The sequence below is a fragment of the Cryobacterium sp. HLT2-28 genome (genome assembly GCF_004402495.1).
Taxonomy (GTDB): domain Bacteria; phylum Actinomycetota; class Actinomycetes; order Actinomycetales; family Microbacteriaceae; genus Cryobacterium; species Cryobacterium mannosilyticum.
The window spans coordinates 23,171-41,578 of sequence record NZ_SOFH01000031.1 but is presented as its reverse complement, the minus strand read 5'-3'; the positions used below and the strand labels follow the sequence as shown (position 1 = coordinate 41,578).

The 18,408-nt window shown below is 69.6% G+C and carries 17 protein-coding genes and 1 riboswitch; of the genes, 10 read left to right on the top strand and 7 right to left on the bottom strand.

All coding sequences use genetic code 11. The features are described from left to right. Positions 1-6: 6 nt before the first annotated feature. Genes E3O48_RS16635 through E3O48_RS16620 form a run of 4 tightly spaced genes read left to right on the top strand, consistent with a single transcriptional unit; the run spans position 7 to position 3,469 of the window. Positions 7-867 (top strand): exodeoxyribonuclease III, encoded by an 861-nt coding sequence (locus tag E3O48_RS16635; protein ID WP_134540727.1) that lies wholly within the window; start codon positions 7-9, stop codon positions 865-867. A 53-nt stretch (positions 868-920) separates the two neighbouring features. After that, complete coding sequence (trpS, locus tag E3O48_RS16630) at positions 921-1,925, top strand: tryptophan--tRNA ligase (protein WP_134540724.1); 1,005 nt, start codon at positions 921-923, stop codon at positions 1,923-1,925. Positions 1,926-1,927: 2 nt separating this feature from the next. Next, positions 1,928-2,521: a GNAT family N-acetyltransferase gene (locus E3O48_RS16625; RefSeq protein ID WP_134540721.1), complete on the top strand. Its 594-nt coding sequence runs from the start codon at positions 1,928-1,930 to the stop codon at positions 2,519-2,521. Positions 2,522-2,524: 3 nt separating this feature from the next. Beyond that, a complete protein-coding gene (locus E3O48_RS16620) occupies positions 2,525-3,469 on the top strand; it encodes an HAD family hydrolase (RefSeq protein ID WP_134540718.1) in 945 nt (314 codons plus the stop codon). A gap of 31 nt (positions 3,470-3,500) precedes the next feature. Here E3O48_RS16620 and E3O48_RS16615 read toward each other — a convergent pair whose 3' ends face one another. The 4 genes from E3O48_RS16615 to E3O48_RS16595 all read right to left on the bottom strand — a co-directional run bounded on the left by E3O48_RS16615 (position 3,501) and on the right by E3O48_RS16595 (position 9,096). After that, positions 3,501-4,388, bottom strand: a complete 888-nt coding sequence (locus E3O48_RS16615; protein ID WP_134540715.1) for an endonuclease domain-containing protein — start codon at positions 4,386-4,388, stop codon at positions 3,501-3,503. A 367-nt stretch (positions 4,389-4,755) separates the two neighbouring features. Continuing rightward, positions 4,756-6,270: a glycerol kinase GlpK gene (gene glpK, locus E3O48_RS16605; RefSeq protein WP_134540709.1), complete on the bottom strand. Its 1,515-nt coding sequence runs from the start codon at positions 6,268-6,270 to the stop codon at positions 4,756-4,758. Between the two features lie 100 nt (positions 6,271-6,370). After that, on the bottom strand, positions 6,371-7,135 hold the full coding sequence (locus tag E3O48_RS16600) for an MIP/aquaporin family protein (RefSeq protein ID WP_134510337.1): 765 nt from the start codon (positions 7,133-7,135) through the stop codon (positions 6,371-6,373). Positions 7,136-7,374: 239 nt separating this feature from the next. Further along, entirely contained in the window at positions 7,375-9,096 is a 1,722-nt protein-coding gene (locus tag E3O48_RS16595) for a glycerol-3-phosphate dehydrogenase/oxidase (protein WP_134540706.1), read from the bottom strand. Positions 9,097-9,249: 153 nt separating this feature from the next. On the opposite strand from E3O48_RS16595, the gene E3O48_RS16590 reads away from it, so the two are divergent. The 6 genes from E3O48_RS16590 to E3O48_RS16565 all read left to right on the top strand — a co-directional run bounded on the left by E3O48_RS16590 (position 9,250) and on the right by E3O48_RS16565 (position 15,617). After that, complete coding sequence (locus E3O48_RS16590; protein WP_134540703.1) at positions 9,250-10,227, top strand: sugar-binding transcriptional regulator; 978 nt, start codon at positions 9,250-9,252, stop codon at positions 10,225-10,227. A 100-nt stretch (positions 10,228-10,327) separates the two neighbouring features. Continuing rightward, positions 10,328-10,458, top strand: a riboswitch (FMN riboswitch). Between the two features lie 110 nt (positions 10,459-10,568). Then, positions 10,569-11,585 (top strand): bifunctional diaminohydroxyphosphoribosylaminopyrimidine deaminase/5-amino-6-(5-phosphoribosylamino)uracil reductase RibD, encoded by a 1,017-nt coding sequence (gene ribD / locus E3O48_RS16585; protein ID WP_241982593.1) that lies wholly within the window; start codon positions 10,569-10,571, stop codon positions 11,583-11,585. Positions 11,586-11,592: 7 nt separating this feature from the next. Then, positions 11,593-12,225 carry a riboflavin synthase gene (locus E3O48_RS16580; RefSeq protein ID WP_134540700.1) on the top strand — a complete coding sequence of 211 codons (633 nt, stop codon included), beginning with the start codon at positions 11,593-11,595 and terminating at the stop codon, positions 12,223-12,225. Then, positions 12,222-13,484, top strand: coding sequence for a GTP cyclohydrolase II (gene ribA / locus E3O48_RS16575; protein WP_134540697.1), 1,263 nt, complete (start codon positions 12,222-12,224; stop codon positions 13,482-13,484). Before E3O48_RS16580 ends, ribA begins: the two co-directional genes overlap by 4 nt. Further along, complete coding sequence (gene ribH / locus E3O48_RS16570) at positions 13,481-13,963, top strand: 6,7-dimethyl-8-ribityllumazine synthase (RefSeq protein ID WP_134510328.1); 483 nt, start codon at positions 13,481-13,483, stop codon at positions 13,961-13,963. The genes ribA and ribH overlap by 4 nt, the downstream gene beginning before the upstream one ends. Positions 13,964-14,258: 295 nt before the next feature. Further along, complete coding sequence (locus E3O48_RS16565; protein WP_134540694.1) at positions 14,259-15,617, top strand: MFS transporter; 1,359 nt, start codon at positions 14,259-14,261, stop codon at positions 15,615-15,617. Positions 15,618-15,719: 102 nt separating this feature from the next. Here E3O48_RS16565 and E3O48_RS16560 read toward each other — a convergent pair whose 3' ends face one another. Genes E3O48_RS16560 through E3O48_RS16550 form a run of 3 tightly spaced genes read right to left on the bottom strand, consistent with a single transcriptional unit; the run spans position 15,720 to position 18,317 of the window. Next, positions 15,720-16,547, bottom strand: coding sequence for an ABC transporter permease (locus E3O48_RS16560; RefSeq protein WP_134540691.1), 828 nt, complete (start codon positions 16,545-16,547; stop codon positions 15,720-15,722). Beyond that, positions 16,544-17,380: an ABC transporter permease gene (locus E3O48_RS16555; RefSeq protein ID WP_134509554.1), complete on the bottom strand. Its 837-nt coding sequence runs from the start codon at positions 17,378-17,380 to the stop codon at positions 16,544-16,546. The genes E3O48_RS16560 and E3O48_RS16555 overlap by 4 nt, the downstream gene beginning before the upstream one ends. Before the next feature lie 10 nt (positions 17,381-17,390). Next, positions 17,391-18,317, bottom strand: a complete 927-nt coding sequence (locus E3O48_RS16550) for an ABC transporter ATP-binding protein (protein WP_134540688.1) — start codon at positions 18,315-18,317, stop codon at positions 17,391-17,393. Positions 18,318-18,408: the final 91 nt, after the last annotated feature.

The following is an 18,408-nucleotide window of genomic DNA, read 5'->3' as shown; positions in this document are numbered from 1 at the left end:
TGGTCCATGCCGTCCACGCCTGAGTCTCCCTCGCCTGCCCAGCCGCTCCGGATCGCCAGCATCAACACGAACGGGGTGCGCGCCGCCTACCGCAAGGGAATGGGCGAGTGGCTCGCCGCCCGGGACGTCGACATCCTCGCCATCCAGGAGGTGCGCGCGTCGACCGAGGACCTCGAGAACCTGCTCGGCCCGGAGTGGAGCATCCTGCATGACCCCGCAACGGCGAAGGGCCGGGCCGGCGTCGCGCTGGCCAGCCGGTCCTCGGCGTCGATCCACCGGGTCGAGCTCGGCGCGACCGATTTCGACAGCGCCGGCCGCTGGCTGGAGGCCGACTACGAGGTCAACGGCAAGATCGTCACGGTCGTGAGCACCTACGTGCACTCCGGCGAGGCGGACACCCCCAAGCAGGTCGAGAAGTACCGTTTCCTCGACGCGATGCTCGCCCGGTTGCCCGAGCTGGCCGCCCACAGCGAGCGGGCCGTCGTGCTCGGCGACCTGAACGTGGGCCACCGCAAGCTCGACATCAAGAACTGGCGCGGCAACGTGAAGCGGGCCGGGTTCCTTCCCGACGAGCGCGCCTATTTCGACCGGATCCTCGGCGCGGAAGACGAGCCCGGGTACAACGCCGGGGCCGGGCTCGGCTGGGTCGACGTGGGTCGCAAGTGGGCCGGAGAGGTCGACGGGCCGTTCACCTGGTGGTCCTGGCGCGGGCAGGCCTTCGACAACGACACCGGCTGGCGAATCGACTACCAGCTGGCGACGCCGGCGCTGGCGGCATCCGTCACCAACTACGCGGTCGACCGGGCCGCCGCCTATGACCAGCGCTGGTCGGACCACACGCCCGTCGTCGTCGACTACCTCGTCTAACCCACCGTTTTCCCCGGTTCCGCCTGCGGCGGCCCCACGACACGAAAGACCCCATGACCAAGCCCCGTCTCTACTCCGGCATGCAGCCCTCCGCGGATTCCCTGCAGATCGGCAACTACATCGGCGCCCTGTTGAACTGGAAGGCGCTGCAGCAGACCCACGACGCATTCTTCTCGATCGTCGACCTGCACGCGCTCACCGTGGCGCAGGACCCGGTGAAGCTGCGCGAGAACACCCGGCGCACCGCGGCTCAGTACATCGCGAGCGGGATCGACCCGTCGGCGTCGACGCTCTACGTGCAGTCGCACGTCGCCGCCCACGCCCAGCTGGCCTGGGTGCTCAACACCATCACCGGGTTCGGCGAGGCCAGCCGGATGACCCAGTTCAAGGACAAGTCGGCCAAGCAGGGTTCAGACGGCACCACGGTCGGGCTGTTTGCCTACCCGATCCTGATGGCCGCGGACATCCTGCTCTACGACACCGTCGTCGTGCCGGTCGGCGAAGACCAGCGCCAGCACGTCGAGCTGACCCGCGACATCGCGGCGCGGTTCAACTCGCGGTTCGGGGACACCTTCGTGATTCCGGAGGCGGACATCGTGAAGGAGACCGCGAAGATCTTCGACCTGCAGAACCCCACCTCGAAGATGTCGAAGTCGGCCGAATCGCACGCCGGGGTGATCTGGTTGCTCGACGAGCCGTCGGTCACCGCGAAGAAGATCATGCGCGCGGTGACGGATGCCGATGGCGGAGTCGTCTTCGACCGGGAGAACAAGCCGGGGGTGGCCAACCTGCTCACGATCTACTCCACCATGGCCGAGCGCTCGATCCAGTCCCTCGAGGACGAGTATGCCGGCCGCGGCTACGGGGATCTCAAGAAGGGACTCGCCGAGGTCGTCACAGGCACCTTCGGCCCGATCCGCGCGCGCGTGCTCGAGCTGCTCGGCGACCCGGCCGAACTCGACCGCCTGCTCGCCCACAACGCCGACCGCGCGGCGGGTGTCGCCGACGCCACCCTGGCGCGCGCGTTCGAGCGTGTCGGACTCCTCCCCCGCGCCTGACCATGGAGCCCGTCGAACTGTCGTCGCCGCTGGTGCGGTTGGACCAGCCCACCGCCGGCGATGCCGACACGGTGTTCGAGTACTGCCAGGACCCTCTGTTCGAGCGGTACCTCACCGTGCCGTGGCCGTATCGTCGCTCCGACGCGGACTCATTCATCTCGGAGTATGTGCCGGCGGCATGGGCCTCTGATCAGGAATACACCTGGGCGGTTCGCGCACCGGGCTCCCCCGCCCTGGTCGGCGTGATCGGGCTGCGCGTTCCCACGGCCTCGATCGGCTACTGGCTCGGGGCGCCGCACCGCGGCCACGGCTACATCCCGGAGGCCCAGCGGCTCGTCGCCGACTGGGCGTTCTCCGCCGGGATCGTCGACGCCATCAACTGGCAATGCCTGCCGGGGAATATCGCGTCGGCGCGCACCGCCCGGAAGACGGGCTTCAGCTTCCTCGGCGAGTCGCCCGCGGACCACCCGCACCGCGACGGGTCCTTCCCGCTGGCCTGGACCGGGCGGCTCCGCTCCACCGACGACCGCCAGCCGAAGGCCGGCTGGCCCGCCGGCGTGGTGGCCGGCGTGGTGGCCGGCGTGGTGGCCGGCTGAGCCATGGCCGCACCCGCCCGCATCCCGTCGGTCGTGTTCTTCGACCTGGACGACACGCTGTTCGCCCATCGCGGCGCTGTCGCCGACGGCATCCTGCGGTATCTCGCCGCCCTGGGCGGCCCGTTCGACGGCGTCGACCAGGGCGGGGCGGTCGCGCTCTGGCAGGAGCTGGAAGAGCGGCACTACCACTCCTACCTTGCCGGGCGGCTGGACTTCCCCGGCCAGCGGCGGGAGCGCGCCCGTGACTTCGCCGCGGCGCACGGGGTCCCCCTGACGGACCAGGAAGCGGCCGCCTGGTTCGGCGCCTACTTCGAGCACTATCGGGCGAGTTGGCGGTTGCACGACGACGCGCTGCCCTGCCTGGCAGCCCTGGAGGGTGAGTTTCCGGGCATCCGTTTCGGACTGATCACCAACGGGGAGCGGTCGCACCAACAGCCGAAGCTGGACCGCACGGGCCTGGGCGACCGGGTCGAACGGGTGATCACCTCGGCCGCGTTCGGGGCCGCCAAACCCGACCGGCGCATCTTCGAGCACGCCTGCGCCGTGTTCGGGGTCGCCGCGGCCGACGCGGTGTACGTGGGCGACCGCATCCGCACCGACGCCATCGGGGCGGCGGCCGCCGGCCTCACCGCGGTCTGGCTCGACCGGCGCGAAGCCGCGGTGGACCCCGCGGACGCCGCCGACGCCGCCCGTCTCGGGGTGCTCCGAATCACCGGCCTGGCCGAACTCCCGGCCCTCCTGACCGCCCCCAGGCCGCCCCCGGCCGGCCTCGGCCGGTCCCGTCCAGTCTCGGCCGGTCTCGGCACGTCTCGGCACGTCCCTTCCCGCCCAAGTGATGTGCATAACTCCTGCAATCTGAGCCGCCCGGGCCGGGCCGCCCCGGATTCCCGGGGCGGCGCATCCGACCGCCCGGAATCTGCAGGAGTTATGCGCGACCCGCCCGCATGAAGCGGTACCGGCCTGTAGACGAGCGACTGGGTCAGGCCCGGATGCCGCCCTCGCGGCAGACTCGCACGAGCGCAGCGATCGCGCTGATGACTCCGGCGGGATCGAACATGATGTCCTGGTACAGCACCCGCAGAGTCACATACCCCAGCTGGGCAAGAACGCGATCTCGGGTGCGATCCCGGATGTGCTGTTCCCACGACTTGTGGTGTGCGCGGCTGTCCGCCTCAACCACGACGCAGCCCTCGACCAGAAGATCCACGCGCCCCACGCCGTCGATCGGCACCTGGATGTCGCATCGGAATCCGGCCTCGAGGACCAGCCGCCGTAGCACGGTCTCCTGCCCGGCGTCCGCCCGAGCGTCGATCTGGTCGCGGAGTGCCCGGTATTTCGCCGGAACGTTTCCGAAAACATCCTCGAGGTCGGAGGCGAAGATGCACCCCTCATGCAACGCGGTGTCGAGGGCGGCCAGGGCGAAGTGGCGCGGTTGGCATTGGATCAGCTGGGCGAGGGCATCCCGGGTGCCGACACAGAACTCGGTTCCGTCCCCCGGCTCGATCAGTGGCCACCAGTGCACTGCGACGCCGTCGCGCGGGACTGCATTCAGCCGGTCGTACCGGCTCCGGGCGCCGCGAAGACGCGATGCCTCCCGGGGGACGTGGAGGTGCGTGAACCTCGTCTCGAACGCGAAAATCCCCAACTCCCTGGCCGCCGAGACGCAGGCCAGCCGGCCGCCGACGCGGACGGCCTCGACGGTGTGGCGATCCGTTCCCGGCGCCGCATAGTGGTCTCTCCTCACCCGGAGCAGGCGGTCCGCCCGCACCGCGAGGGTGATCTGGGATCCGGTCAGGCCGCTGTCGAGCAGGTCGCGCCTGCTGACAATACGTCGGGCACCGAAGTCGAAATCGCGTGGCAGGCTCATGCCCCGAGAATCGATGCTGAGCGCGACCGGCGGTGCCGAGGGCACCGCTGTGGGGGGATGCGTCCAGGTTCCCGCCCTGTGGAGGACAGCACCCGATCGTGCATTACTCCTGCAATTTCGGTGGCGGGATCGCCGGAAAGGCCGTAATCACGGGGCCGTCGCCGACAGCCCGAACAAATAGCAGGAGTTACGCAAGTAGACGGCGGGGAGGTGGGCACGGCGGGGGTGAGACGACGGAAACCCGGCGGCCTGGGGTGGACGCCGGGTTTCCGGGGAACTGGTGAAGCGGGTGAGGCGGGTGAAGCGGGTGAGGCGGGTGAAGCGGGTGAGGCGGGTGAGGCGGGTGAGGCGGGTGAGGCGGGTGAGGCTAGACGACGTCCTCGTCTACCCAGTCGAGGGACTTGGTGACGGCCTTCTTCCAGTTGCGCAGCAGTCGGTCGCGCTCGGCGACGTCCATCTGCGGCTCCCAGCGGGCGTCTTCCTGCCAGTTCGCGCGGAGTTCGTCGAGGCTGCCCCAGAAGCCGACCGCGAGGCCGGCCGCGTAGGCGGCGCCGAGCGCGGTGGTCTCCGCGACGACCGGGCGAACGACGGATACGCCGAGGATGTCGGCCTGGAACTGCATCAGCAGATCGTTGGCCGAGGCACCGCCGTCGACCTTGAGCTCGGTCAGCGGCACTCCGGAGTCCGCGTTGACCGCGTCCAGCACCTCGCGGGACTGGTAGGCGATCGCCTCGAGCGCGGCACGGGCGATGTGGCCCTTGTTCACGAACCGGGTCAGTCCGACCAGGGCCCCGCGGGCATCCGAGCGCCAGTATGGGGCGAACAGGCCGGAGAACGCCGGCACGAAGTAGGCGCCGCCGTTGTCCTCGACCGAGAGGGCGAGAGCCTCGACCTCGGCGGCTGAGCCGACGATGCCGAGGTTGTCGCGCAGCCACTGCACGAGCGCCCCGGTGACCGCGATCGATCCTTCGAGCGCATAGTGGGTTTCCGCGTCGCCGAGCTTGTAGCCGACCGTGGTGAGCAGCCCGTTCTTGGAGTGGACGATCTCGGTGCCGGTGTTGAAGATGAGGAAGTTACCGGTGCCGTAGGTGTTCTTCGCCTCGCCCTGGTCGAACGCGGCCTGGCCGAAGGTCGCGGCCTGCTGGTCGCCGAGGATGCCCGCGATCGGCGTCTCGCGGAGCAGGCTGTGCCCGCTGGCGATGCCGTAGACCTCGCTGGAGGAGCGGATCTCGGGCAGCATCGACTTGGGCACGTCGAACGCGGCGAGGATGTCGTCGTCCCACTGAAGGGTCTCCAGGTCCATGAACATGGTGCGGCTGGCGTTGGTGACGTCCGTGGCGTGCACGCCGCCCTCGAGCCCGCCGGTCAGGTTCCAGAGCACCCACGAGTCGGTCGTTCCGAACATCAGCTGGCCGGCGTCGGCCTTGGCCCGGGCACCCTCGACGTTCTCGAGGATCCAGACGATCTTGGTGCCGGAGAAGTAGGTCGCCAGCGGGAGGCCGACCTTGGCCTTGAACCGTTCGACGCCGCCGTCGGCGGCGAGCCGGTCGACGATCGGCTGAGTGCGGGTGTCCTGCCAGACGATGGCGTTGTAGACGGGCAGGCCGGTGGTGCGGTCCCAGACCACGGCGGTCTCGCGCTGGTTGGTGATGCCGACGGCGTCGATGTCGTGGCGGGTCAGGTTGGCCTTGGACAGGGCCTGGCCGATGACCTCACGGGTGTTGTTCCAGATCTCCATCGGGTCGTGCTCGACCCAGCCGGCGCGCGGGAAGATCTGCTCGTGCTCGAGCTGGCCGGTCGAGACGATCGACCCCGCCTTGTCGAAGATGATCGCGCGGGAACTCGTCGTTCCCTGGTCGATGGCAATGATGTACTGGGCCATTGATAACTCCTTTGTTGATCGTGCGGTTCAGGTTAGGCGTGCGAGATGAGTGTCGAGTGTGCGCGGCATCCGTCGACGGATGCCGCGGTGCCGGTCCCTGCTACGTCAGGATCGGCAGGAGGACCGCGGAGGCCCAACCGGCGAGCAGCCCGCCGATGATCGGGCCCGCGACGGGCACCCAGGAGTAGGCCCAGTCGGACGAGCCCTTGCCCTTGATCGGCAGCAGGAAGTGCGCGATCCGCGGGCCGAGGTCACGGGCCGGGTTGATCGCGTACCCCGTCGGACCACCGAGCGAGGTGCCGATGACGATGACCAGCAGCGCCACCGGCAGGGCGCCGAGGGCGGCGAGGCCGCCGCTCTCACCCTGGCGTCCGCCGCCGAACGCGATCACCACGAACACCAGCACGAAGGTGCCGATGATCTCGGTGACGAGGTTCCAGCCGTAGGAACGGATGGCCGGGCCGGTCGAGAACACGCCCAGCTTGTTCGCCGCGTTCGGCTCCTGGTCGAAGTGCTGCTTGTAGGCCAGCCAGACGAACACGGCCCCGAGCAGGGCGCCGAGCATCTGCGCCCCGATGTAGGCCAGGACCGAGACGGCGTTCACCGGGACACCCGAGCCGAACTCGGTCGCCCCGGAGGCCACCAGGCCGAGCGTGACGGCGGGGTTGAGGTGGGCGCCGGAGTTGTAGGCGACGATGACGCCGGAGAAGACCGCGAGGCCCCAACCGATGGTGACCATCAGGAATCCGCCACCGACACCCTTGTTCTTGGCGAGTGCCACGTTGGCGACCACTCCGCAGCCGAGGAGAACGAGCAGGGCTGTGCCCACCAGTTCCGAAAGAAAAACGATACCGAGATTGTCCACATTGACACCCTTGTTAGTTGGAACTGGAGGATCCGGAAGAAAACGGATCCTGCAAAACCTATCGAGTCGGCCCGGCCGAAGGTGCGCCTTCGGCTGCACGTCCGTGCAGATCCCGGCGCGCAGCAGGCGCCGGCTGCCGGGCGCACGCACGCCGGACGGCCGTGCGCAGGCCGATCAACGGTGCGCAGGCCGATCAGCGGTGCGCAGGCCGATCAGCGGTGCGCGCCGGGCCGGGCGGCTCAGGCGACCTGGCCGGCCGGCTCCGGCGCGGCCGCCAGCCGCACCCCGTGCGTCTCGCGGAGCATGTCCACGGCGAGCGCCACCTCGTTCTCGCGGGTCGCGGCATCCCAGCCGAGCACCGGTGCGACCACGCCCGCCAACTCGTCGAGCAGCGGCAGGCTGAGTTCGCCGCGGAAGGCCAGGCTGGTGCGGCGCAGTACCAGGTCGAGCAGGTGCATGACGGATTCCGTGGCGGCCAGGTACTCGATCTCCCGCCGGGTGTAACCGGCATGGTTGTCCAGCGGGGCGTCCGCTTCCTCGGTGAGCCAGTCGATCACGTCGGCGGCGCGGGTGCCGTACCGGGTGAGCAGGGCCGCGGCGCGCGCGGCGCCCACCTCGTCGCCGTGCGCCGCGACCCAGACCTGGTGCGCGGCATCCGTCACCGGGAAGTCGCGCCCGCCGCCAATAGCGAGCCCGGCCGTCGACACCACCCGGGGCAGGCCGAGCAGGGCGAGGATGTCGCCGCTGAGGTGCTCGGCGAGGGCACGGAACGTGGTCCACTTGCCGCCGACCAGACTGAGCAGCGTGCCGGGGCGGGCGCCGAGCGGCCGGGATTCGATCCGGTAATCGCGGGAGACGAAGCCGGGTTGTTCGTCGTCGTGCCGGGGCAGCGGGCGCACCCCGGCGAACCGGAAGACGATCTGCGAACGGTCGACGGCGACATCTGGGAATACGTGCGTGACCAGCTCGAAGAAGTAGTCGACCTCGTCTTCGGTGCAGCGGGCCGGCTGGGTCATGTCGTGCTCGAGGTCGGTCGTGCCGACCAGCACCCGGCCGGCGAGCGGGTAGATCAGCACGATCCGGCCGTCCTTGTGCTCGAAGAAGATCTCACGCCCGCCGGTCGCCGCCAGCAGCTCGGGGTTGTCGAGCACGATGTGCGAGCCCTTGGTGCCGCCCATGTAGGCGCTGGCCTGGCCGAGCGCCACGTTGGTCAGGTCCGTCCACGGTCCGGAGGTGTTCACGACGACGTCGGCCTGGAAGCTGAACTCCTCCCCGGTGACCTTGTTGCGCAGGAGCACGCCGTCGGCATCCATCGCCACCGCCTCGAGGTAGTTGGCGCTGCGGGCGTGCGGGCCGGCGGCGAGGCCGTCGCCGAGCACGTCGAGGGCGAGCCGCTCCGGGTCGTGCATCGAGGCGTCGTAGTAGGTGGCCGTGTACTTGAGCGACGGGTTCAGCCGGGGAAGCTGGCGCAGCGACTCCTTCGCCCCGCGGAACTCGTGCCGGGGCACGCTGCCGCCGTCACGCGAGAAAGAGTCGTACAGGGTGAGCCCGACCTTGATCAGCAGCGCGCCGCGCTCCTGCGCCGCTCCCTGCCGATGGGTAAGGAAACGCAGCGGCGCGCTCAGCACCCCGGAAAAGGTGGAGAAGATCGGCACGGTGGTCTTCAGCGGCTTCACGTAGTGCGGGGCCGTCTTCAGCAGCGCGTTGCGCTCCTCGACCGATTCCTTGACCAGGCGGAACTCCCCGTTCTCGAGGTAGCGCACCCCGCCGTGGATCATGTGCGAGGAGGCGGCCGACGCCCCGGAGACGTAGTCACCCTTGTCGACGATGACCACGTCGACGCCCTGCAGGGCCAGGTCGCGGAAGGTGGCGATGCCGTTGATGCCGGCCCCGATGATGAGGACCTGCGCGCGGGGATCGGCCTGGACGGCCGCCTGGGCCTGGATCGCTGTATTCTGCACTGTTCGCTCACTTCTGTGTGGGTTCGCAGCCGTGAAGCACTCACAGCCGGCTCAACGTCGATTTGCACTCCGGGCAAACCTCGTGGGTCAATACAGCTTGAATACTTCGACACAAACGGTCAAGCTGGCTGAACATATGTGCAAGGAGCGGGAATGACTCTGCCGAACGATCCGACGCTGTCCGACCGGACCAACGACGCCCTCACCGCGGCGCACCTGTACTACCTGCAGGACCTGACGATGGATGCGATCGCCCACGAGCTGCACACCTCCAGATCCTCGGTTTCCCGCTTGCTCAGCCAGGCCAGGGCGACCGGGCTGGTGGACATCCAGGTGCGCTCCCCGCTCGACGCGACCAGCCGGCTGGAACGGCTCATCCTCGAGCGCCACCATGTCACCGCGCACGTCGTACCGGTCGCCGACCACGCCAGCGATGTCGACCGGCTGGAGCGGGTGGCTCTCTCGGTTGCACGGATTCTCGGCCAGTTCTTCGATTCGAACATGACCATGGGGATCGCCTGGGGCTCGACCATGAACGCGATCAGCCGGCATGTCACCCCCAAGCGCACCCACAACTCGCAGATCGTGCAGCTCAACGGCGCCGGCAACATGCGCACGACCGGCCTCGACTACGCCAGCGAGATCCTGCGCCGGTTCGGCGACGCGTTCGGCGCCCATGTCGAGCAGTTCCCGGTGCCCGCCTTCTTCGACGACCCGGCCACCCGGCAGGCGTTCTGGCGGGAACGCGGCGTGACCCGGCTGCTCGACATGCAGGGCCGGATGGACGTGGCCCTGTTCGGCCTCGGCTCGCCGTTCTCGGATGTCCCCAGCCACGTCTACGCCGGCGGTTACCTCGAAGACGAGGACTACGATGCCCTCGGCCGGGGCGGCGTCGTCGGCGACGTGGCCACGGTCTTCTTCCGCGCGGACGGCTCCACCGACGGCATCCCGTTGAACGAACGCAGTACCGGCCCCGACTTCGCCGTGCTGCGCCGCACCCCGCGGCGGATCTGCGTCGTGTCCGGCAGCTCGAAGCTGGCCAGCCTCCGCGGCGCCCTAGCCGCCCGGGTGATCACCGACCTGTACATCGACGAGGGAACCGCCCGGGAACTGATCTCGGCCGACGCGTGAACGGGCCGGTTCTCGCCGGGTTGTGACCGTGCGAATCCTGCACGCCGTCGGGCGGGAATTATCCGGCGGCCGGGGCGTTGAGCTATAACTAGTAGTAAGAAACGTGCTCCGGGGTCGGTGTAAGTCCGAACCGGCGGTGAAAGTCCGCGACCCGTTCCGCCCTCGGGCGAAACGGTTGAGCTGGTGAAATTCCAGCACCGACGGTTAAAGTCCGGATGAGAGGCGCACGAGTCGAGAAATCCCGCCAGGGATCGATCGGCGGGTTTCGCCCTGCGCGCGACCCACACGGTGTTCGCGCACCATTCCCCCGGAGTTCGTTGCAGAAACGGACGAGGACGGGCATGGACCAGGACGCGGCACTGGAACGCTTGATGCGGCGCGCCCTCGAACTGGCCGCCAACGGGCCGGCCACCGGGCCGAATCCCCGCGTCGGCTGCGTCATCCTCGCGGCCGACGGCGAGGTGCTCGCCGAGGGCTGGCACCGCGGCGCCGGAACGGCCCATGCCGAGGTCGACGCGCTCAGCCGGCTGCCCCGCGGCGGCGCCCGCGGGGCGACCGCGGTGGTCACCCTCGAACCCTGCAACCACACCGGCCGCACCGGGCCCTGCGCGCTCGCCCTGATCGAAGCCGGCATCGCCCGGGTGGTCTACGCCGTGTCCGACCCCGGCCACGAGTCCTCCGGCGGCGCCGACCGGCTGCGCGCGCACGGGATCGACGTGCTCGGCGGAATCCTCGAGGCCGAGGTCTCCGGCTTCCTCGCCGACTGGCTCCGTGCTGCCCGGCTCGGCCGGCCGTTCGTCACGCTCAAGTGGGCCTCCAGCCTCGACGGCCGCGCCGCGGCCGACGACGGCACCAGCCGGTGGATCACCGGCCCGGAGGCCCGCCAGGACGTGCACCGGCGCCGGGCTGCGGCCGACGCGATCATCGTCGGCACCGGCACCGCCCTCGCCGACGACCCGGCGCTCACCGCCCGCGACGCCGCCGGGGCGCTGCTGCCCGGCCAGCCGCTGCCCGTCGTGATCGGCGCCCGCGGCATCCCGGCGGATGCCCTGCTCCGCTCCCACCCCCGCGCGCCGTTGTTCTTCGCCACCCACGACCTCACGGCCGTGCTGGCCGACCTGCACGTCCGCGGCATCCGTCACGCCTTCATCGAGGGCGGACCCACGCTCGCCAGCGCGTTCGTCGCGGCCGGGCTCGTGGACGAGTACCTCGTCTACCTGGCGCCCGCGCTGCTCGGCGGCGGGCGGCTGGCCCTCGGCGACATCGGCGTGACTGGAATCGACGGACAACGCCGCCTGACCATCGAACACTGCGACCGGCTCGGCGAGGACCTCCTCATCGTGGCCCGGCCGAGATAGGGGAAGCATGTTCACCGGAATCATCGAGGAACTCGGCCGGATCGAGAGGGTCGACCCGTCGGCGGATGCCGTGCGCCTCACCGTGCGCGGCCCGCTTGTCGTGTCCGACGCCGGGCACGGCGACTCGATCTCGGTCAGCGGGGTCTGCCTCACCGTCGTGGACCGCACCGAGGAGACCTTCACGGCGGATGTGATGGCCCAGACCCTGAGGATGTCGACCCTCTCCGGCGCCACCGCCGGCACCCCCGTGAACCTGGAACGGGCCGCGCTGGTCGGCGGCCGCCTGGGCGGGCACATCGTGCAGGGCCACATCGACGGCACCAGCGAACTGCTCACGATCACCCCCGGCGACGCCTGGCGGGTGCTCCGGTTCAGCCTCTCCCCCGAACTCGCCCCGCTCGTCACGAGCAAGGGGTCCATCGCCGTCGACGGAGTGTCGCTGACCGTGAGCGACATCAGCCCCGCGGACGCCGCCGAGCAGTGGTTCGACGTCTCGCTTATCCCCGAAACCCTCACCGCCACGACGCTCGGAGAGCGCATGGTCGGCGATCACGTCAACATCGAAACCGACATCCTGGCCCGCCACGTGGAGCGCATGCTCGACCTGGCGGCCGCAGGATCGAAAAGGAGCCTGTCATGAGTCTCGCCGACATTCCCACCGCCCTGGACGCCCTGCGACTGGGCAAACCGGTCATCGTCGCCGACGACGAGGGCCGGGAGAACGAGGGCGACGTGATCATCTCCGCCCAGATGGCCACGCAGGAGTGGCTCGCCTGGACAGTGCGCTACTCCTCCGGGTTCATCTGCGCCCCGATGACCAACGACCTCGCCGACAAGCTCGACCTGCCGGTGATGGTGCTGAACAACGAGGACCCGCGCGGCACCAACTACACCGTGTCCGTCGACGCGGCCGACCGTCTCAGCACGGGGATCAGCGCCGCCGACCGCGCCCACACCCTGCGCGTGCTCGCCGATCCGGCGTCCACCCCGGCGAGCCTGCACCGGCCCGGCCACATCATGCCGTTGCGCGCGGTGGACGGCGGCGTGCGCGAACGCGACGGCCACACCGAGGCGGCCGTGGACCTGATGAAGCTCGCCGGCCTCGTACCCGTCGCCGGGATCAGCGAGATCGTCGCCGAGGACGGCGAGATGATGCGCCTGCCCGGGCTGCTCGAACTCGGCGAGCGCGAGGGCGTGCTCGTGATCACGATCAAGGACCTGATCGCCTACCTGCAGGAATTCCACTGCGACACCGACCTGCCCACGGTGAGCCCGATCCTCGAATCCCCGCGGGTCGACTTCGAGGTGGAGACCACCGTGCCCACCCGCCACGGTTCGTTCCAGATCCGCGCCTACCGGGACCGGATGACCGGCGCCGACCATGTCGCCATCGTCTCGGGCACCCCGGGCGACGGCACCCTGGTGCGGGTGCACTCCGAGTGCCTGACCGGGGAGGCATTCGGCTCGCTCAAGTGCGAGTGCGGCCCCCAGCTCGACGCCGCGCTCGAGACGATCCAGGAGGAGGGCGGCATCGTCGTCTACCTGCGCGGCCAGGAGGGGCGCGGCATCGGCCTGATCAACAAGCTGCGCGCGTACAAGCTGCAGGAGGACGGGCTGGACACCTTCGACGCGAACCTCGCCCTCGGTCTGCCCGCCGACGCCCGCGACTACGGCGCGGCCACCGCCATCCTGCACCAGATGGGCATCTCCTCGGTGCGGCTGCTGACCAACAACCCCGAGAAGCTGCGCCAGCTCGAGGCGCACGGCATCACCGTGACCGAGCGGGTGCCCCTGATCGTGGGCGTCGGCAGCCACAACCAGGACTACCTGGCCGTGAAACGCGACCGGATGGGCCACCACATCGCAGACACCGACCTCCTGAAGGGAATCGCACTATGAGCGGAGCAGGATCACCCTCGATCGCCGTCGACGGCACCGGGCTGAGAATCGTGATCGTCGCCGGGCGGTGGCACGACGTGATCACCGACGGGCTGATCGCTGGTGCCACGCGCGTGCTCGAGGCCTCCGGCGCGAGCTTCAGCCTGGTGCGGGTGCCCGGCAGCTTCGAACTGCCCGTCGCCTGCAAGGTGGCGCTCGAGAACGGGGCGGATGCCGTCGTCGCCCTCGGCGTCATCATCCGTGGCGGCACGCCCCATTTCGAATACGTCTCGGCGGCGGCCACGGACGGCCTCACCCGGGTCGCCCTGGACGCCGGCAAGCCGGTCGGCTTCGGCGTGCTCACCCTCGACGACGAGCAGCAGGGCCTCGACCGGGCCGGCCTGCCCGGGTCGAAGGAGGACAAGGGCGAGGAAGCCGCGTCGGCCGCGATCGCGACCGCGCAGGTGCTGCGCGCGCTGCGGTCCGGCTCCGCCGGCTAGGAGCCCTCGCGGCACACCTTTGGGAGTCCGGCGCACCGTGCACGGTGCGCCGCGTGCTCAAAGGTGCGCCGCGAGGATCGACCGGTCATGGCCCGGCCCGCGGCGGCATCCGCAGATCGTTACCTGAGCGTTAGCCGGGGATTGGCTCCCGGTCGCCCCCGGACGTAGGGTGCACTGGGGCCGCCACAAGCGGTCACCTCATCGTGCGGCCCCTGGGGGGCAGCCGCCGGCGCCCGACCGGCGTCGCCTCTGCCGTCCGGGTTCCGCTTCGCGTCAATCCCGGAGCGACTCCTCAATGTCAGCACCCACCACGTCGGCCCTCCCCGCCACCACGGCGGCACCCACGAACCCGCGCAGCCGGGTCGTGCTTGCCAGCCTCATCGGCACGACCATCGAGTTCTACGACTTCTACGTCTACGCCACGGCCGCCGTGCTCGTCTTCCCGCACCTGTTTTTCCCCACCGGCAACGAGACCACGGCGCTGCTCGCGTCGTTCGCGGTCTTCGGCGCCGCCATGGTGGCCCGCCCGATCGGCGCCCTCGTTTTCGGCCACTTCGGCGACCGGAGGGGACGCAAGGCGACTCTGGTCGGCGCACTGCTGACCATGGGCATCGCCACCTTCCTGATCGGGCTGCTGCCCACCTTCGCCCAGGTCGGCTGGTTCGCCCCGCTGCTGCTCGTCGTGCTGCGGCTCGCCCAGGGCTTCGCGCTCGGCGGGGAGTGGAGCGGCGCCGCCCTGGTCGCGACCGAGAACGCGCCGGCCGGCAAACGCGCCTGGTACGGCACCTTCCCGCAGGTCGGCGCCCCGCTCGGCTTCATCATCGCGAACGGGCTGTTCCTCGCGATCGCCCTGGCCCTGCCGTCGACGGATCCGACCCGCCCTTCCGACGCGTTCCTCGAGTGGGCCTGGCGCATCCCGTTCCTGTTCTCCGCGGTGATGGTGATCGTCGGCCTCTGGGTGCGCCTGCGCTTGGTCGAGAGCGACGCGTTCACCAAGGTCGTCGCCACCAAGCGGGTGGAGAAGCTGCCCCTGGCCGCGGTGTTCAAGTCGAATTGGCGGGAGCTCATCCTCGGCACCTTCATCATGCTGGCCACCTACGTGCTGTTCTACCTGATGACCACGTTCACGCTCGGCTACGGCCGGGCTGCGACGGATGCCCCGGTGCCCGGGCTCGGGTACAGCTACAACAGCTTCATCCTGATGATGATCGTCGGCGTGTTGTTCTTCGGGGCCTTCACCCTCGCCTCCGGACCGTGGGCCGACCGGCACGGCCGCCGCAAGACGCTCATCGTCGTCACCCTGGCGATCATCGGGTTCGGGCTGCTGTTCGTGCCGCTGCTCGGCGCCGGATTCTTCGGGGTGATGGTCTTCCTGATTCTCGGCTTCTCGCTGATGGGCATGACCTTCGGTCCGATGGGCGCGCTGCTGCCCGAGTTGTTCCCGACGAGCGTGCGCTACACCGGTTCGGCGTTCGCCTACAACATGAGCTCGATCCTGGGCGCGGCGGTGGCCCCGTTCATCGCCATCTGGCTCTGGACCCTCGGCGGGGGCAGCCCGTTCTGGGTCGGCGTCTACCTGTCGGTGATGGCGGTGCTCACGTTGGTCGCGCTGCTGCTCAGCCGAGAGACCCGCGACATCGACATCGAGGCCTGACCCGGCAGCAGCATCCGCTGGCAACTGTTGCCGAACCGGACGAGTGTTGCCGGCGTGTCGGTAACAGTTGTCCGGACGGGCAACAGTTGCGTCGGGCTGGGGTCAATCGAGGAAGAGGGCTCGCAACCGTCGGGTGGTGAAGACCAGGCCGACGAGGATCATGGCCAGGTAGTAGAACACATGCCAGAGCAGACCGGCGTCGACCTGCCCGGTGGTCAGGCCGCGCACGAGTTCGACCCCGTGCCAGAGCGGCAACGCCTGGATCAGGTACTGGATCGGCTGCGGGTACACGCTGAGCGGGTAGAACGTGGCCGAAAAGAGGAACATCGGCAGCATCACGAAGTTGACCCAGTCCATCTGCTGGAATGTCTTCAGGTAGCTGGTGACCGCCATCCCCACGCTCGCGAAGCCGAAGGCGATCAGCAGCACGGCGGGCAGCGCCAGCAACGCCCACCAGGACAGGTTCAGCCCGAGCACCTGCATGACGACCATGAACCCGGTCGCGTAGAGTCCGCCGCGCAGCAGCGCCAGGGAGATCTCGCCGAGCGCGACATCCAGCGGGCCGAGGGAGGTGGACAGCATGCCCTCGTAGAGTCTCGCGAACTGCATCTTGAAGAACACGTTCCAGGTGGAGTCGTAGATGGCGCCGTTCATCGCGGCGACGGCGAGCAGGGCCGGGGCGATGAACGCGGCGTAGGGCACCTCCTGGCCGGATGCCGTCGTGACGGTTCCGATCAGCGCACCGAGGCCGAGGCCCATCGAGAGCAGGTAGAAGATCGGCTCGAAGAACCCGCTCACCACGACCAGCCAGTTGGTGCTCCGCGTGGCCCGCCAGCCGCGGGCCATCACGCTGCGCGCGTTGCCGGCATAGAGGCCGCCGAACGGGCGCGCCGCCGGGGGCGCCGAGCGCACGTCGTCGACCTCGGTCATCTGTTCAGCCTCCTCGCGGCGACCCGGCGGGCCCAGGTCCAGCCGAGGCCGAGCAGCGCGGCCAGGTAGAGCACGTGCAGGGCGCTGAGCCAGATCGGCTCCTCCGCGCCGTAGGCGAACACCCGGGAGAGCTGGGTGCCGTGCCAGAGCGGCGAGATCCAGCCGATCCATTGCAGCCACCCCGGCAGCACGCTGAGCGGGAAGAAGGTGCCGGAGAACAGCGTCATCGGCAGGATGACGAACCGCATGACCATGGCCAGCTGCCCGGTGTCCTCGGTCAGGGTGGCGGTGTAGGCCATCAGCACGGCTCCGAAGCCGAGGCCGGTCAGCAGGGCGGCGAAGACGGCGAGGAAACCGGCCGGCGACGGGACGGCACCGAAGACGAGCATGAAGGCGTAGTAGATGCCGCAGGTGACCAGCATCCGTGCGGTCACCGAGATCACGATGCCGTTGATTATCTGGCCGGGCTCGATCGGGGCCGCGTTCATGCCGTAGAAGACGGGGTTCCATTTGAAGCCGAGCATGATCGGGTAGGTGAACTCCTCGCTGGCGACGGTGATCGCCGCGCTCGCGAGGAGGGCAGGGGCGACGAAGGCCAGATAGCTGACGCCGGCGACGGCATCCGGTCCCAAGTTCGCGTCGACGAGGGTGGCCAGGCCGACCCCCATCGCGTAGAGGTAGATGACCGGGTTGCCGATCGCGGTCACGACCACCGTCTGCGCGTAGGAGCGCATCACCCGGAAGCGGTGCTCGGCCACATACCAGGACCCCCAGCGGCGCACCCGGCGGGTGGCCCGGATGGCGTCGTCGGCGGCGGTCTCGAGGGTGCTCATGCGCGGGTGCTCATTCGATCAGGGTCCGCCCGGTCAGCCGGAGGAAGACGTCTTCGAGGCTGGAGCGCCGCACCAGGCTCGTGATCGGCCGGAGCCCCGCATCGATGATGCGCACCAGCTCCGCCTCCCCGTTCTCGCTGTAGATCAGGATGCGGTCGGGCAGCACCTCGATCCGGTCGCCCATTCCGGCGATTCGCCCGGCGACCTCGGCGTTGAGGTCGGAGCCGAAGCGCACCTCCAGCACCTCCCGGGACGAGTACCGGCGGATCAGCTCGGCCGGCGCGCCCTCGGCCATGATCACGCCCTTGTCGACGACGACCAGGCGGTCGCAGAGCTGCTCCGCCTCGTCCATGTAGTGGGTGGTGAGCAGCAGGGTGGTGCCCTGCTCCTTGAGCCGGAACAGCCGGTCCCAGAGGATGTGCCTGGCCTGCGGGTCGAGCCCGGTGGTCGGCTCGTCGAGAAGCAGGATGCTCGGGTCGTTGATCAGGGCCCGCGCGATGGTGAGGCGCCGCTTCATGCCCCCGGACAGGGCATCCACCTTGGATTTCGCCTTGTCGGTCAGCTGCGCGAACTCGAGCAGCTCGTCGGCCCGGCGCGCCACCTGGGCGCGCGGCAGGCCGAAATACCGGCCGTAGACGAGCAGGTTCTCCCGCACCCGCAGCTCGGTGTCGAGGTTGTCGGCCTGCGGCACCACGCCGAGGCGCGAGCGGATCTCCGGCCCGTGCCGGTCGGGGTCCATGCCGAGGATGCTCAGTGTGCCGGCGGTGCGCGTCGACACCGCGCCGACCATCCGCATGGTCGTCGACTTGCCGGCCCCGTTCGGCCCGAGCAGGCCGAACGATTCTCCGGCGGCCACCTCGAAGGAGACGCCGTCGACGGCGGCGAATTCCTTGTATCTCTTGACGAGGTTCTCGGCGACAATCACAGGCTCCGGCACAGTTCCCCACACTAGACGGAACGACCGGCACCCGGCCGTTGCGGTTAAGCTCAATTGGTGAGCACCCCGAACAACGGCACGAATACCACCA

Bases quoted from the DNA above. Each gene is read 5' to 3' on its own strand.
- E3O48_RS16635 (WP_134540727.1), top strand. From the start codon at position 7: ATGCCGTCCACGCCTGAGTCTCCCTCGCCTGCCCAGCCGCTCCGGATC.
- trpS (WP_134540724.1), top strand. From the start codon at position 921: ATGACCAAGCCCCGTCTCTACTCCGGCATGCAGCCCTCCGCGGATTCC.
- E3O48_RS16625 (WP_134540721.1), top strand. From the start codon at position 1,928: ATGGAGCCCGTCGAACTGTCGTCGCCGCTGGTGCGGTTGGACCAGCCC.
- E3O48_RS16620 (WP_134540718.1), top strand. From the start codon at position 2,525: ATGGCCGCACCCGCCCGCATCCCGTCGGTCGTGTTCTTCGACCTGGAC.
- E3O48_RS16615 (WP_134540715.1), bottom strand. From the start codon at position 4,388: ATGAGCCTGCCACGCGATTTCGACTTCGGTGCCCGACGTATTGTCAGC.
- glpK (WP_134540709.1), bottom strand. From the start codon at position 6,270: ATGGCCCAGTACATCATTGCCATCGACCAGGGAACGACGAGTTCCCGC.
- E3O48_RS16590 (WP_134540703.1), top strand. From the start codon at position 9,250: ATGACTCTGCCGAACGATCCGACGCTGTCCGACCGGACCAACGACGCC.
- ribD (WP_241982593.1), top strand. From the start codon at position 10,569: ATGGACCAGGACGCGGCACTGGAACGCTTGATGCGGCGCGCCCTCGAA.
- E3O48_RS16580 (WP_134540700.1), top strand. From the start codon at position 11,593: ATGTTCACCGGAATCATCGAGGAACTCGGCCGGATCGAGAGGGTCGAC.
- ribA (WP_134540697.1), top strand. From the start codon at position 12,222: ATGAGTCTCGCCGACATTCCCACCGCCCTGGACGCCCTGCGACTGGGC.
- ribH (WP_134510328.1), top strand. From the start codon at position 13,481: ATGAGCGGAGCAGGATCACCCTCGATCGCCGTCGACGGCACCGGGCTG.
- E3O48_RS16565 (WP_134540694.1), top strand. From the start codon at position 14,259: ATGTCAGCACCCACCACGTCGGCCCTCCCCGCCACCACGGCGGCACCC.
- E3O48_RS16560 (WP_134540691.1), bottom strand. From the start codon at position 16,547: ATGACCGAGGTCGACGACGTGCGCTCGGCGCCCCCGGCGGCGCGCCCG.
- E3O48_RS16555 (WP_134509554.1), bottom strand. From the start codon at position 17,380: ATGAGCACCCTCGAGACCGCCGCCGACGACGCCATCCGGGCCACCCGC.